At 71.1% G+C, this 14,380-nt stretch carries 13 protein-coding genes; 11 read left to right on the forward strand and 2 right to left on the reverse strand.

The annotated features are described in order from the left end of the window. Positions 1-54 precede the first annotated feature (54 nt). On the reverse strand, positions 55-561 hold the full coding sequence (locus tag GVV04_RS20565; protein ID WP_161689705.1) for a hypothetical protein: 507 nt from the start codon (positions 559-561) through the stop codon (positions 55-57). A gap of 444 nt (positions 562-1,005) precedes the next feature. Between GVV04_RS20565 and GVV04_RS32275 the strand changes: the two genes are divergently transcribed. From GVV04_RS32275 to GVV04_RS20585, 3 genes are all read left to right on the forward strand, one after another. Continuing rightward, positions 1,006-2,079 carry a golvesin C-terminal-like domain-containing protein gene (locus GVV04_RS32275; RefSeq protein ID WP_201753842.1) on the forward strand — a complete coding sequence of 358 codons (1,074 nt, stop codon included), beginning with the start codon at positions 1,006-1,008 and terminating at the stop codon, positions 2,077-2,079. 121 nt (positions 2,080-2,200) lie between these two features. Continuing rightward, positions 2,201-2,929, forward strand: a complete 729-nt coding sequence (locus tag GVV04_RS20580; protein ID WP_161689706.1) for a histidine phosphatase family protein — start codon at positions 2,201-2,203, stop codon at positions 2,927-2,929. Positions 2,930-3,931: 1,002 nt separating this feature from the next. Continuing rightward, positions 3,932-5,284, forward strand: a complete 1,353-nt coding sequence (locus tag GVV04_RS20585; RefSeq protein WP_161689707.1) for a phytase — start codon at positions 3,932-3,934, stop codon at positions 5,282-5,284. 56 nt (positions 5,285-5,340) lie between these two features. Here the strand turns inward: GVV04_RS20585 and GVV04_RS20590 are convergent, their stop codons facing one another. After that, positions 5,341-6,081: a GntR family transcriptional regulator gene (locus GVV04_RS20590; RefSeq protein WP_161689708.1), complete on the reverse strand. Its 741-nt coding sequence runs from the start codon at positions 6,079-6,081 to the stop codon at positions 5,341-5,343. Positions 6,082-6,196: 115 nt separating this feature from the next. Between GVV04_RS20590 and GVV04_RS20595 the strand changes: the two genes are divergently transcribed. From GVV04_RS20595 to GVV04_RS20630, 8 genes are read left to right on the forward strand one after another with little or no spacing between them, the layout of a single operon-like run. Beyond that, a complete protein-coding gene (locus GVV04_RS20595; protein ID WP_235966492.1) occupies positions 6,197-7,297 on the forward strand; it encodes a Gfo/Idh/MocA family protein in 1,101 nt (366 codons plus the stop codon). Further along, entirely contained in the window at positions 7,294-8,163 is an 870-nt protein-coding gene (locus tag GVV04_RS20600) for a TIM barrel protein (RefSeq protein WP_161689709.1), read from the forward strand. Before GVV04_RS20595 ends, GVV04_RS20600 begins: the two co-directional genes overlap by 4 nt. Then, positions 8,160-9,113 (forward strand): 5-dehydro-2-deoxygluconokinase, encoded by a 954-nt coding sequence (gene iolC / locus GVV04_RS20605; RefSeq protein ID WP_328822485.1) that lies wholly within the window; start codon positions 8,160-8,162, stop codon positions 9,111-9,113. Before GVV04_RS20600 ends, iolC begins: the two co-directional genes overlap by 4 nt. Further along, entirely contained in the window at positions 9,106-9,975 is an 870-nt protein-coding gene (locus GVV04_RS20610; RefSeq protein ID WP_161689710.1) for a Cgl0159 family (beta/alpha)8-fold protein, read from the forward strand. Before iolC ends, GVV04_RS20610 begins: the two co-directional genes overlap by 8 nt. 14 nt (positions 9,976-9,989) lie before the next feature. After that, positions 9,990-10,832, forward strand: coding sequence for a 5-deoxy-glucuronate isomerase (gene iolB, locus GVV04_RS20615; protein WP_161689711.1), 843 nt, complete (start codon positions 9,990-9,992; stop codon positions 10,830-10,832). Further along, entirely contained in the window at positions 10,829-12,706 is a 1,878-nt protein-coding gene (gene iolD, locus GVV04_RS20620) for a 3D-(3,5/4)-trihydroxycyclohexane-1,2-dione acylhydrolase (decyclizing) (RefSeq protein WP_161689712.1), read from the forward strand. The genes iolB and iolD overlap by 4 nt, the downstream gene beginning before the upstream one ends. After that, positions 12,703-13,662 (forward strand): inorganic phosphate transporter, encoded by a 960-nt coding sequence (locus tag GVV04_RS34440; RefSeq protein ID WP_201753845.1) that lies wholly within the window; start codon positions 12,703-12,705, stop codon positions 13,660-13,662. The genes iolD and GVV04_RS34440 overlap by 4 nt, the downstream gene beginning before the upstream one ends. Further along, on the forward strand, positions 13,659-14,312 hold the full coding sequence (locus tag GVV04_RS20630) for a DUF47 domain-containing protein (protein WP_201753846.1): 654 nt from the start codon (positions 13,659-13,661) through the stop codon (positions 14,310-14,312). Before GVV04_RS34440 ends, GVV04_RS20630 begins: the two co-directional genes overlap by 4 nt. Positions 14,313-14,380: the final 68 nt, after the last annotated feature.

The following is a 14,380-nucleotide window of genomic DNA, read 5'->3' on the forward strand; positions in this document are numbered from 1 at the left end:
GAAGGTCGAGCAGGTCCCCCATTCCGCAGCGGTACGACCGTCCCGCGCCGCACCTCACGGGTTTCGGCGGTACACCTCGATGTACGCCGCAGACCGGTACTGCTGCTTCACGTCCTCGGCCAGGATGCCGATCCGCAGCGGACCGGTGCCGGTCTTCGAGCTGACGCCCGTCTGTGCCGGGTCCAGAACGCCGGTGGGCAGGGTCACGGGCTGCTCCACCACCGCGGAGTGGTATGCGTCCGTGCCCCCCAGCCACCAGACCAAGACGTCGCGGGCCGCGACGTTCCGCGCGATGTCGATCCGCCCGAGCGTCTGGTACTCGTCGGCCAGCACGCGGGGCAGGAACCGGCCCCACACGGTGTACCTGTGCGGGCCGAAGGTGCCCAACGAGTAGCCGTGGCAGAAGAACCTTTGGTCGCCGACGATGTTGGGCCCCGGACGCCACGCCTCCACGCGGGCGCCGAGATCCGTGCGTACGGACAGGTTCAGCCCGCTGACGTTGTTCGCCAACGCGTTCTGGTTGAGGATCTGGTCGCCATTGGTCAGGTCGAACGGCTGCATGGGACTCCTCAGTCGCAGGTGCGGGAGATGTGCTGCGGTTCGACCCTCAACCATTCGGTCACACACGGCAAGCATGTGGTCACCAAACCGACCGGGTCGCGTTCCACCGCCCAGCGGCACGCCGCCGCACGGGAGCGGAGGAGACACGAACGCGGTGAGCACCCCGGGGGGTCAGGGCTGGGAGGTGCCGGGACCAGCCTCCCGGCGCGTAGGAATCTTCCAAGATCAGGATAATTTCATGTAAACATTCTTCACGTAGGCATCGATGCTCGTTACGATCTCGCCAGGAACGTCTTCTGGATCAAGCCAGGCGGACGCACACCCGGCCCGCCGGTGACGGTGGCACCGGGTGGGCGGGGACGCCGGTCGGGGCCGAGCACATCGTCGGCCGTGACGCGAGGTCCAGGCCGCCAGCCCACCCCACTCCGTAGTCGAGAGGCGTCAATGTCCAGTTTTGGTAACTCCGCCGTGCGACGCCGCACCCTTCTCGCCACCGCGGCAGGCGTACTGGCCGCACCCCTGCTCGCCGGCCGCGCGCAGGCCGCCCTTCCCCGCGTCTACATCGACCCGGGCCACGGCGGCACCGACTCCGGCGCGGTCGGCAACGGCCTGCAGGAGAAGAACCTCACCCTCGCCATCTCGCTCCAGGTGCGCGACATCCTGCTGGCCAACTACAGCGTCGACGTGCGGATGTCCCGCACGACCGACCTCACCCGCAGCCTCGCCTACCGCACGGACGACGCCAACGCCTGGGGCGCGAACATCTTCGTGAGCATCCACATCAATTCCGGCGGCGGCACCGGCTTCGAGAGCTACCGCTATCCCAGCGGGGGCGCGGAGGACCTCAGCCTGCACAACGCCCTCCACCCGCGGATCATCGCCGGCATGCGGTCGATCGGATCGGTGGCCGACCGGGGGCAGAAGACCGCCAACTTCCACGTTCTTCGCGAGAGCGCCATGCCGGCGGTCCTGACCGAGAACCTGTTCATCGACTCGGTCGCCGACACGAACCTGCTCAAGCGCGCCGACTTCATCACCGCCGTCGCGCGCGCGCACGCCCAGGGCATCGCCGCCTACCTGGGCCTGGCCACCACGCCGCCGCCGACGTCGTTCAGCGCCATCGTGGACAACGCCACCGCTGGCCGCTTCACCGCCAGCACCAACTGGTCCTCCTCGGCCTACTCGGCACAGCGCTACGGCACCGAGTACCGCTTCGCCAACCCGGTGCTCGAAAGTGACGCGGCCTGGTTCAAGGTGAACATCCCGGCGGCCGGCAACCACCGGATCGACGTGTGGTACCCGGCCGACGCCGGCTACAACAGCGCGACGCCGCACGTCGTGGTCACCGCCTCGGGCACCCAGACGGTGAACGTGGACCAGCGCACCGGCGGCGGGGCGTGGCGCTCGATCGGCACCTTCAACCTTGCCGCCGGCGACCGCAATCTGGTCGGCGTGAGCCGCTGGACCAACGCCACCGGTTACGTGATCGCCGACGCGGTGCGGGTCACCCGGGTCTGAGCTGCCCGGTCGGCCTTCCTGACGGCCGGACCGGCGGGCACGAACCCGCCGGTCCGGACGACGGAGATAGTGCTCGCGCAGCTACCCGATGCCTGACAGCCCCATCCGAGACAATGGGGACGTGGACACCGTTGCTGAGCTGGCCCTCGTTCGACACGGACAGAGCCTCGCCAACGTGGCCTTCGCCGACGCGCACGCACGGGGCCTCGCCGACCACGGCCTGACCGGCCGGGACGCCGACATCGAGCTCTCGCCCCTGGGATGGGAGCAGGCCACACGCCTCGGTCACTGGCTTGCCGATCTGCCCGCCGACCGACGCCCCGACCTCGTGATCTCCTCCCCGTACGTCCGCGCACAGCAGACCTGGTCCCGGGCGGCCGAAACCGCATCCGGCCTCGGCGTACCGTACCCCGACGCCTCGACCGATCACCGCCTGTGCGACCGGCTCATGGGTGACCTGGAGCTGCTGACCACTGTCATGATCGCCCAGCGGTTCCCCGCCGAGGCAGCCCGGCTCGCGGCCGACGGCGAGTTCACCTACCGGCCCCCCGGTGGTGAGTCCTTCGACGACATCGCCCGACGGCTCCGCGCTGTGTTGGCCGACCTGCACACCCAGCACGCCGGGCGGCGGGTCCTGCTCATCGCCCACGACGCGGTGGTCGTGGTGATGCGCCACCTCATCGAAGACCTGGCGTTCGACGACCTCGCCACAATCATCGCCGCCACCCCCGTGGCCAACACCTCGCTCACCCGCTACGAGCGCAGGGCCGGCGCCCTCACGCTGGCAGAGTTCGCCGCCACCCCCCACCTCACCCCCGGAAAGGACGACCATGTCCACCCCGGCAAGTGAGGTGGCGAAGAGACACCGGCTCGCGGTCCTCGGCAACGCGTCAGCGGAGCTGCCGGGATTCTCGGAACTTCTCGCGAAGCTGCCAGCCATACCTTCCCACGCCCCGGCACACGACGGACCCGGACGCTACAGCAGACCCCGCCCAGACTGCCCCGGTCCGCAGGCCCCGGCACCGTCGTAAGGGTCTCCGGCTGGCAGGCCCCAGGGGATGCGCGCGCCGCCGACACCATCGGCCCCTGCCGGATCGGCCTTCCGCCGGGTCGGCTCTCGCCGGGTCGGCCCCTGCCGGAGCGGCCTGCCCTCCGTTGGTCGCTATGGAGCTGCCCCGTTTGTGCGGTCGGCGGAGTGGGAGCGTGGACGGGGCAGCTCCATAGGGGCTTGAAGGGCAGGTCCCCGACTGGGTGGGGGTATTCCTCGGGCCGCTACCCGACTGCCCGGTGCATGGGGCGGCATGGGGCGGCGCCGCGGCGACCTCCCGGGGCATTCGCGGGAGGAGACAAGCTCAGGACCGGTGAGACCGAGGCCCTGGCCAGGATCTCGGGTCATCCGCAAGGAGCGGAACGCCATTCCCGGAGGGTGGATGAACCTCGGGCGGGATCGGACAATCCGCGACCTTGCCGGGGCCCTGCCCCGGCCCGACGAGCTGTCTTGGACAACTCGCCACGGGACGGCCGGTCCTGTCTGGGCACCGATGCTTCGCCGGCTCGGAGCAGCCACCCGGACGTGCGCAGGCCGACGAGGCACGACGGCTGGCCCTCCCCGCCCGGCGACGGGCGGGCAGCTGCGCAGGTGGCCACCTCCCGGGGAGCCACCGGGCGCGGAAACCACGCCGGCGGAGCCGTCGATCCATCGTCGTTTCACCGGCTTGCGGCGCAGGTGGGGAGGCTGTTGCCGGTATCAGGAACGCCAATATGTCGTGACTATTGTTTGTAATGACATACTGATGTAACGTCCGTCTTCGCAAGGTTCTCCCCCATCCCCGTCCCACGTCCGGGAGGCACAATGCGCTTCAAACCCGATCGTCGTCTGCTGACGGCGGCCTCGTTCTGCCTGACAGCGGTGGTTGTCGTGGCGTCGACCTCGACGCCGGCCGCCGCCATGGCCGTCCCGACCATCAAGGCGGAACTCGAGACGCCCACGCTGTTCGACGACACCGCAGGCGGCAACGCCAATGCCGACGATCCTGCGATCTGGGTGCATCCGACCAACTCGGCCAAGAGTCTGGTGGTGGGAACCGCCAAGGAAGGCGGCCTGCGGGTCTACAACCTGTCCGGTGGGCTGGTGCAGAGCATCGCGGCACCGGCAGCTCCGGGGCCGGACGACGAGCCCGGCCGGTTCAACAACGTGGACCTGCTGTACGGGGTCCGGGTCGGTGGCGCCACTGTCGACCTCGCCGTGACGACCGACCGTGGCCGTGACACGCTGCGGGTCTACCGGATCAACCCGGCCGGTGGCAGCACGGCGCTCACCGATGTGACGAGCGCGGCGGCTCCGCTGGTGTTCTCCGCGAACGCGGGAGAGGTCAACGACGGGCGCACGGCCTACGGGCTGGCGACGTGGAAGGACCGCGCGACCGGGCGCAACTACGCGCTGGTGAGCCAACGGCACGAGACCAGCGTGGCGCTTCTGGAGCTCACCGTCACCCCGGCCGGGACCGTCACCTACCACAAGGTTCGCAGCCTCACCCTGCCGCAGAGCTTCGCGCTGCCCAACGGCACCACCTGGACGCCGTGCGACGACCCTGGCGACCTGCCGCAGGTCGAGGGCATGGTGGTCGACGCCACCAGCGGTGTGCTCTACGCCGGTCAGGAGGACGTCGGCATCTGGAAGGTGTCGGCAACCCTGACCGGGACTCCGGTCCTGATGGACAAGGTGAAGGAGTTCGGCCTCCCGCTCGCCTACGACCCGGTGACCGAGGAGTGCTACCAGTCCGGCCCCGATCCCGGCTACGGTGGCACGCACATCACGGCCGACGTCGAGGGCCTGACCATCTACTACCGGGCCAACGGCAAGGGCTACCTGTTGGCGTCGAGTCAGGGCGACAACAGCTTCGTGGTGTACCAGCGCTTTGGCGCCAACACCTTCCTCGGCTCGTTCCGGGTCGGGCCGCACTCCGACCCCGCCCACCCGGACGGCTCGGAAGAGTGCGACGGGGCGATGGTGATGAACGTGCCGCTCGGTGACAGGTTCGACGAGGGCCTGTTCGTCGTTCAGGACGGCTTCGACGGCCCTGAGGTGCTCGACGGCAATGGCGAGCCGCGCACCACGACGAACTTCAAGTTCGTCGAGTGGGATGACATCGCCGAGGATCTCGATCTGGCTGTCGACCCGACAGGCTGGAGTCCCCGAAGCTGAACCAACCGTCGCCCGGTCCCGCATCGCGGGGCCGGGCGACGGTGCGTGCGTCACGATCAGCGCTCGACGAGTGCGATCTCGAAGGTGTACAGCGTCGCCCGATAGACGTGCGAGCCGTATTCGACGGCACGGCCGTTGTCGTCGTACGTCGTGCGGCTCATCGTCAGCAGCGGTGCGCCACGCCGCTCGTGCAGCAGCTTCGCCTCCGCGAGGGTCGCGGCGCGCGCGCCGATGCGCTGGTTGGCGACCCGCATGTGGACGGCGGCGGCGCGCAACATCTCGTAGAGGCCACGCTGCTCCAGCCGTTCGACGGTGAGGTCGGTCAGCCCGTCCGGCAGCCAGTTGTGCATGATCGCCAGGGGTTCCCCCTGCGCGCACCGCAGCCGCTGCAGGTGCACCACCTCGGTGCCCGGTGGGACTCGCAGGGCGACGGCGACGTCGTCCTCGGCCGGAACACGAGCCATGTTGAGCACGGTGGTGGTGGGCCGCTTGCTGGCCAGCGCCAGGTCGTCGTAGAGACTCGACAACTCGACCGACCGTTTCACCATGCTGTGCACGACCTGCGTGCCGACCCCGCGCTTGCGCACCAGCAGCCCTTTGTCGACGAGGTGCTGGATGGCCTGCCGCATGGTCGGGCGGGACAGGCCCATCTGATCGGCGAGCTGGATCTCGTTGTCCAGCCGGTGGCCGGCGGGCAGGGTGCCGGCGTCGATCATCGCCTCAATCTGCTGGGCGACCTGGAAGTACAACGGGACCGGACTCGTCCGGTCGAGCGTGATCGACAGGGAGTTGGTCAATGGTTCCTCACGCTTCGTCGCAGACCCTGATGCTGACAACCAACAAGTTAGCAGACATCAGAATGTCCTGACAAAGTCTTGACTTCGGTGTGTGACGGGGACTACGAATCATGGCATGCATCGTGCTGGCGCCTGCCGCCACCGGTGTTCAACACGTGGGAGGTATTCGTTCATGCGCATTGGACTGCTCGGCGTCGGACGCATCGGTGCGACACACGCCCAGTTGCTCGCGAGTCACCCCGAGGTGACCGAGCTCGTGCTCGGCGACGTCATGCCCGAGCGCGCTCGTGACGTGGCAGAACAGCTTGGCGTACGCGCTGTCGGTCCGATCGACGAGGTGTTCGCCACGCCGCTCGACGGCATCGTCATCGCCACGCCCACGGCCACGCACGCCGACCTGATCGAGCGCGGGGTCGACGCCGGGCTGACCGTGTTCTGCGAGAAGCCGGTCGCGGCCGATCTGGCCCGCACGGTCGAGATCGCCCAGCGGGTGGCGGCGGCCGACGGCCGGGTGCAGGTGGGGTTCCAGCGCCGTTTCGACGCGGGTTACCGAGCGGCCAGGGAGGCGCTGCGCAGCGGCGCGGTCGGCACCCTGCACCGGCTGCATCTGCTCACGGCCGATCCGACGCCTCCGCCGGCCGAGTACATCCCCCTGTCCGGCGGCATCTTCCGCGACTGCCACATCCATGACTTCGACATCGCCCTCTGGCTGACCGGCCAGGAGGTCGTCGAGGTCTACGCCACCGGCGCGAACCGGGGTGCCAGCATCTTCGCCGAGGCAAGCGACGTCGACACCTCCGTGGCCATTCTGACGTTCGCCGACGGCACCCTTGCGACCCTGCAGGGCTCGCGGTACAACGGCGGCGGCTACGACGTGCGGGCCGAACTGGCCGGCACCGAGTCGACCTTCGTCGTCGGCCTTGACGACCGGGCGCCGCTGCGCTCGGCCGAACCCGGTGTCAGCTATCCCAGCGGTGCGCCGTGGCCGGACTTCTGGCAGCGCTTCAGCGCGTCCTACACGGCGGAGATGAACGCGTTCCTCGACTACGTGGCCGGTCGGCGTAGCAGCGCGTGCACCGTTTCCGAGGCGCTCGAGGCGCTCTACATCGCCGAGGCCGCCGACCGCTCGCGGCGTGAGCGCCGGCCCGTGCGGATCGAGGAGATCCGCGCCGGCAGCCCCGCGAACGGGCTGAAGCACTCGGCGGTGCTGGCATGACGCGGCGGCTGGCGGGCGCGCCCATTTCCTGGGGCGTGTGTGAGGTGCCCGGCTGGGGCCACCAGTTGGACGTGGACCGGGTGTTGGCGGAGATGGCGGCACTCGGGTTGACGGCCAGCGAGTTCGGCCCGGACGGGTTCCTGCCCGCAGACGGCGCGGCCCGCCGGGAGACGCTGCGACGGCACGGGCTGCGGGCCGTCGGCGGGTTCCTGCCGGTGGTGCTGCACGAGGCGACCCAGGATCTGGTGCCGGAGGTCACCGCCGCCCTGCGGCAGTTCCGGGCGGCGGACGCGGGTGTCCTCGTCCTCGCCGCGGCGACCGGTCTCGACGGATACGACTCCCGCCCGGAGCTCGACGCCGACGGCTGGCGGACCCTGCTGTCGAACCTCGACCTGCTGGATCGGGTGGCCGCCGACGCCGGCGTGACCGCCACGCTGCACCCGCACGTCGGCACCATGATCGAGGGACCGGAGGAGATCGAGCGGCTGCTCGACGGCTCCAACATCGGGCTCTGCCTGGACACCGGTCATGTGCTGGCCGGCGGCGGCGATCCGGTGCGGCTGGCCGGCCAGGCCGCGGCGCGGGTGCGACACGTGCACCTCAAGGACGTCGATGCCGCGCAGGCCCAGCGGGTCCGCGCCGGTGCGGTGAGCTACCGCGACGCAGTCGCGCAGGGCCTCTACCGCCCGCTCGGCCAGGGCGACGTGGACATCGCCGCCATCGTCGCCTCGCTGGAGGAGGCCGGTTACGCCGGTTGGTACGTGCTGGAGCAGGACCTCGTCCTGGACCGGGAACCGCCGGCCGGGGCCGGACCGGTCACCGAGGTTGCCGCCTGCCTGGCCTATCTGCGGGGACTGCCGTCGTGACCGGCTTCGACCTCATCACCGTCGGTAGGTGCGGCGTCGACCTCTACCCGCTGCGGTCCGGTGTCCCGCTGTCCGAGGTGGACACCTTCGGCCGGTTCCTCGGCGGGTCGCCGACCAACGTCGCGGTCGCCGCCGCCCGACTGGGACGGCACGTCGCGGTGGTGACGCGCACCGGAGACGACCCGTTCGGCGACTTCGTGCGCACCGCGCTCAAGGAATACGGGGTCGACGACCGGTTCGTCCGGCCGGTGCCGATCCTCAAGACACCGATCACCTTCTGTGAGATCTTCCCGCCGGACAACTTTCCGCTGTACTTCTACCGCGAGCCCAAGGCTCCCGACCTGGAGATCGCCGCGCAGGAGCTGGACCTGGACGCGCTCGGCGCGGCGCGGATCGTCTGGCTCACCGGCACCGGCCTGTGTGCCGAGCCCAGCCGCGCCGCACTGCACGCGGTGCTCGCCCATCGCCGTGGACCGACCGTGCTGGACCTGGACTATCGGCCGATGTTCTGGCCCTCGGCCACGGAGGCCACCGGGCGCTACCGGGCCGCGCTCGCCAGTGGCGCGGTGAGCGTGGCTGTCGGCAACCGTGAGGAGTGCGCCGTGGCCACCGGTGAGGATGATCCGGAGCGGGCCGCGCAGGCGCTGCTCGACTTCGGTGTCGCCCTGGCCGTGGTCAAGCTCGGGCCCGAGGGAGTGCTCGGCCGCACGGCCGACGGCCAGCGGGTACGGGTGCCACCCACCCCGGTCGAGGTGGTCAACGGCCTGGGCGCCGGCGACGCCTTCGGCGGTGCGCTCTGCCACGGCATGCTCGCCGGCTGGCCGCTGCGTCACACCCTGCGGTACGCCAGCACGGCGGGCGCCATCGTCGCCTCTCGGCTGGCCTGCTCCGCCGCCATGCCCACCGCCGACGAGGTGTCGGCCCTGCTCGGGGAGAATCCGGATGTCTGATGCCAGTGCCCACATCGGTGACCTGGTCCGACGCCGCGCCAGCCGACCCGCCGTGGTCGCGGAGTCCGCGCGGTCCCGGCGGCGGCTGTCCGACTGGGGTGACCAGCGGCTGATGATCATCGCTGCGGACCACCCGGCCCGCGGCACGATCGGGGTCCGGGACCGGGCCGACGCGATGGCCAGCCGGGCCGACCTGCTCGACCGGCTCTGCGTAGCGCTTGCCCGCCCCGGCGTGCACGGCGTGCTCGCCACCGCCGACATCGTCGAGGACCTCATGCTCCTCGGCGTCCTGGACGACAAGCTCGTCATCGGATCGATGAACCGTGGCGGCATCACCGGCTCGGTGTTCGAGCTGGACGACCGGTTCACCGGCTACGACGCCGAGACGATCGCCGCGATGAACTTCGACGGCGGCAAGATGCTGTGCCGCATCGACCTCAACGACCCGGGCACGGTCAACACCCTGGAGGCGTGCGGCCGGGCGGTGACGGCGCTGGCCGGGCGCGGCCTGATGGCGATGGTCGAGCCGCTGCCGGTGAGCCGGGTCGACGGCCGGACGCAGCTCGACCAGCGCCCCGAGTCGCTCATCCGGGCGATCGGCATCGGTCAGGCGCTCGGCGCGACCTCGGCGTACACCTGGTTGAAGATCCCGGTCGTCGAGGAGATGGACCGGGTCCTCGACGCCACCACGCTGCCCGTGCTGCTGCTCGGCGGTGAGGCGCCGCCCGAGCAGGCCTACGCCGGTTGGCAGAAGGCGCTGGAGCTGCCCGGCGTGCGCGGGCTGGTGGCCGGACGCGCGCTGCTCTACCCGGCCGACGACGATGTGGCGGCCGCCGTCGACGCGGCCACCGCCCTGCTGTGAAGGCGGTGACTGCGGTGCACATTTCTCGGGGCGCTACGACGACACCTGGGTGGACGGTCCAGGTGACACCGGAAGCAGCCGGTTGGACCTACTGCGGGCTGCGGGTGTTGGACCTGGAGCCCGGTCAGACGCGCGTCTTCACCACCGGTGACGACGAGATGCTGGTGCTGCCGCTGACCGGTTCGGCACTGGTCGACTGCGACGGGACGCGGTTCGAGCTCGTCGGCCGGACCAGCGTCTTCGACCGGGTCAGCGACTTCTGCTACCTGCCGATCGGGGCGCGGGTGGAGGTGTCCAGCACGACAGGTGGGCGGTTCGCGCTGCCGTCGGCGCGGGCCGGACGCCGGCTGCCCCCGCGTTACGGCCCGGCCGAGCAGGTGCCGGTGGAGGTGCGTGGGGCGGGGACGGCGAGCCGCCAGGTGAACAACTTCTGCGCCCCGGACGCTTTCGACTGCGACAGGCTCGTCGCCGTCGAGCTGCTCACCCCGGGCGGGAACTGGTCGTCGTACCCACCGCACAAGCACGACACCGAGGCTCCCGGCGAGGCGGTTCTCGAGGAGATCTACTACTTCGAGACGCGCGGCCTGGCCTACCAGCGGGTGTACGGCACCACCAGCGTGCTGGCCGAGGTCGGTGCCGGCGACGTCGTCCTGGTGCCGAACGGCTACCACGGGCCCTCGATGGCCGCCCCCGGCTACGACCTCTACTACCTGAACGTCCTGGCCGGCCCGGCCACCGAGCGGTCGATGGCCTGCGCCGACGACCCCGCGCACGGGTGGATTCGCAGCTCCTGGTCCGGCCAGCCGGTCGACCCACGCGTACCGATGACGACCTATCTGGGGAGGACCGGCGCATGAGACTCACCGTGGCGCAGGCGACCATCCGCTTCCTCGCCAACCAGTACAGCGAGCGTGACGGGCGACGGCACAGGCTGATCGCCGGCTGTTTCGGAATCTTCGGCCACGGCAACGTCGCCGGGCTCGGCCAGGCGCTGCGCCAGGCCGAGTTGGACGGCGACCCGGGGATGACCTACTACCAGTGCCGCAACGAGCAGGCGATGGTCCACACCGCGGTCGGCTACGCCCGGATGACCGCCCGGATGTCGACGTTCGCCTGCACCACCTCGATCGGGCCGGGCGCCACCAACCTCGTCACGGGCGCCGCCCTGGCCACCGTCAACCGGCTGCCGGTCCTGCTGCTGCCCGGGGACATCTTCGCCACCCGGGTGGCCAGTCCGGTCCTTCAGGAGTTGGAGGATTCCCGCTCCTACGACGTGTCGGTCAACGACACGCTGCGGCCGGTGTCGCGGTTCTGGGACCGCATCAACCGCCCCGAACAGCTGCCGGCGGCGCTGCTCGCCGCGATGCGGGTGCTCACCGACCCGGCCGAGACCGGAGCGGTCACGCTGGCCATGCCGCAGGACGTGCAGGCCGAGGCGTACGACTGGCCGGACGAGCTGTTCACCGAGCGGACCTGGCACGTGCCGCGCCCGGTGCCCGAGCCGGCCGCGCTGGGCCGAGCGGCGCAGGCCCTGCTTGCGGCCCGCCGCCCGCTCATCGTCGCCGGCGGCGGCGTGACCTACAGCGACGCCAACGACGAGCTCGCCTCCTTCGCCCGACGCACCGGCATCCCCGTGGCGGAGACCCAGGCCGGCCGGGGCGCGCTGCCCCACGACCATCCGTGCGCGGTCGGCCCGATCGGCGTGACCGGATCCACGGCCGCCAACGCCCTCGCCGCCGAGGCCGACGTGGTGCTGGGCATCGGCACCCGCTACGCGGACTTCACCACCGCCTCGCGGTCGTTGTTCGCCGAGCCGTCGGTGCGGTTCGTCAACCTCAACGTGGCCGCCTTCGACGCGGCGAAGCTCGGCGCGGTCAGCCTGGTCGCGGACGCGCGGGAAGGGCTGCGGGCCCTCGACGCGGCGCTGCCGCGCTGGCAGGTGAGCGAGGAGCGCAGAAAGCTGGCCGTGACCCTGACCCGCCGGTGGGACGACGCCGTCGACGAGGCCCGCCGCCCCGGGCCCGGCCCCCTCACCCAGAGCCAGCTCATCGGGGCGGTGAACGACGCCGCCCGCCCGGCCGACGTGGTCGTCTGCGCGGCCGGTTCCATGCCCGGCGACCTGCACAAGCTGTGGCGGCCGGCGAGCCCTCGGCAGTATCACGTCGAGTACGGCTACTCCTGCATGGGCTACGAGATCGCCGGCGGCCTGGGCGTGAAGCTGGCCCAGCCGGACGCCGAGGTGTTCGTCCTCGTCGGGGACGGCTCCTACCTGATGATGGCGCAGGAGTTGGTCACCGCCGTGGCGGAGGGGCTCAAGCTGGTGGTGGTCCTGGTCGACAACGGCGGGTACGCCTCCATCGGGGCGCTGTCCGAGCAGGTGGGCGGTGCCCGGTTCGGCACCGTCTACCGATACCGCGACCCGGCCTCCGGCCGCTTCGACGGCCAGCCGCTGCCAGTCGACCTGGCCGCGAACGCGGCAAGTCTGGGCGCCGACGTCCTGACCGCGGACACCCTCGACGAGGTCCGCGCGGCGCTGGTGAAGGCGCGGGCCGCCGCCACCACCACGGTGGTGCACGTCCGCACCGAGCTCGGCGGACCGGGGAGCCCGGCCAACGACACGTGGTGGGACGTACCGGTGGCTGCGGTGTCGACCACGCCGGACGGCCCGCCGGCCAGGCAGCGGTATGTGGAGCGCAAAGCGACGCAGCGCGGTCACTGGTCAGGTCTGTGAGCGTCGTGCTGTCCGTGCTCGCCGCCGTGTTCGTCTTCGTCTGCGGCGCCAACGACGGCGGTGCGTTGCTCGCCCTCGCCCTACGCCACCGCGAGGTCGCCGGCATCGCCATGCTCGGGCTGCTACTCGCCGCCATCGTCGCCGGTCCCCGCCTCTTCGGACTGGGTGTGGCGCACGCGTTCACCGGCCGGCTGGTCGCCTCCGGCGATCGCGGCGGGCAGCCGATCGTCGTGATCGGCGTGGCGGCGGCGGTCGCACTGGTCCTGGTGCTGACGTGGCGGGGGGTACCGACGAGCGTGACCCTGGCGATCATCGGTGGGTTGGCGGGCGCCGGGCTCGGGCTCGGGCTCATGCCGTCGTGGACCACTCTGGCGACGATGCTCGGCATCGGCGCGGCCGCGCCCCTCGTCGGTGGGCTGCTGGGCTATCTGCTCGGCGTGCTGGCCCTGCGGGTCCCGACCACCGGTCGGGCATCGGCCACGGTCCGACTGGCGCACGTCGGCGCGTTCGGCTGCCAGTGTCTGGCCTACGCGGCCAACGACGGGCAGAAGATGTTCGCGGTCGCCGCGGTCGCCGTCGCCGCCGTCCACGGCTCGGCCGAACTGTCGCTGCCGGTGTTGTCCGCCGTGGCGGCGCTGTTCGCGGCGGGGGCGCTGACGAGCCTGCGGCGGATGTCGCGCGGTGCCACGTTCAGCCTGTCCCCGCCACGTCCGTGGCAGATCGTCTCGGCCGAGATCGCCTCGTCCGCGGCGGTGTTCGGCACCGCCGGGCTGGGGGTGCCGGTCAGCATGACCCAGTCCGTGGCGGCCGGCCTGGTCGGCGTCGGCGCCAGCCAGGGCGCACGGCGGGTGCGCTGGCAGTACGCCGTGCCGATCCTGATCTCGTGGCTGGTGACCCTGCCGGCCAGTTTCGGCATGGCGGCGGTGGCGGGGCTGGCCGTGCGAGGGCTCCGGTGACCGGCCGTCGGCTGCGCCGGGTCTGGCGGATCGTGGACGACCTCGCCGGCCGCTCCCACCACCGGGTCGTCGGCATCCTGTTGCGCCAGCTCGAGCAGAACCAGGAGGCGGTGGACCTGGCCATCGACGTGGTCACCAGGGCCGTGCCGTCGGCCACGGGCCGGGCCCGGATGGGCGACATCGAACACGCCGGCGACGACCACCGGCGGCAACTCGTCGTCGAGCTCGCCGCCTCGCTCACCACACCGATCGACCGCGAGGACCTGTTCCGGCTCTCCCGGTCGATCGACGACGTGCTGGACAACCTACGGGACTTCGTACGGGAGAACGATCTCTTCGGCGCGCCCACCGTGGACGCTGCCGTGCCGGCGCTCATCGCCGTACGGGAAGGGCTCGCGCTGCTGCGCCGCGCCCTTGCGCAGCTGGTCGACCATCCGACCGACGTCGCCGACCTCGTGCTGGCCGTGCGGAAGCGGGCCGGCGTCGTGCGTCGCGTGTACCAGGAGGCGCTCGGGCGGCTGCTGGCCGGCGACGTGACCTCCGAGATGCTGCGGCAGCGTGAGCTGCTGCGTCGCATCGACGTCGTCGGCCTTCGGCTGGCCGAGTGCTGCGACGCGCTGGCCGACGCGATGCTGAAGCGAATCGTCTGAAGGGCTGATGTACATATGTCTTGACAAAGATTGCCGCCGTATTACGCTCAGACCACTCCGCGGATGCG

Source organism: Micromonospora rubida (genome assembly GCF_009908295.1).
Classification (GTDB): domain Bacteria; phylum Actinomycetota; class Actinomycetes; order Mycobacteriales; family Micromonosporaceae; genus Micromonospora; species Micromonospora rubida.

Bases quoted from the DNA above. Each gene is read 5' to 3' on its own strand.
- GVV04_RS20565 (WP_161689705.1), bottom strand. From the start codon at position 561: ATGCAGCCGTTCGACCTGACCAATGGCGACCAGATCCTCAACCAGAAC.
- GVV04_RS32275 (WP_201753842.1), top strand. From the start codon at position 1,006: ATGTCCAGTTTTGGTAACTCCGCCGTGCGACGCCGCACCCTTCTCGCC.
- GVV04_RS20585 (WP_161689707.1), top strand. From the start codon at position 3,932: ATGCGCTTCAAACCCGATCGTCGTCTGCTGACGGCGGCCTCGTTCTGC.
- GVV04_RS20595 (WP_235966492.1), top strand. From the start codon at position 6,197: ATGCATCGTGCTGGCGCCTGCCGCCACCGGTGTTCAACACGTGGGAGG.
- GVV04_RS20600 (WP_161689709.1), top strand. From the start codon at position 7,294: ATGACGCGGCGGCTGGCGGGCGCGCCCATTTCCTGGGGCGTGTGTGAG.
- GVV04_RS20610 (WP_161689710.1), top strand. From the start codon at position 9,106: ATGTCTGATGCCAGTGCCCACATCGGTGACCTGGTCCGACGCCGCGCC.
- iolD (WP_161689712.1), top strand. From the start codon at position 10,829: ATGAGACTCACCGTGGCGCAGGCGACCATCCGCTTCCTCGCCAACCAG.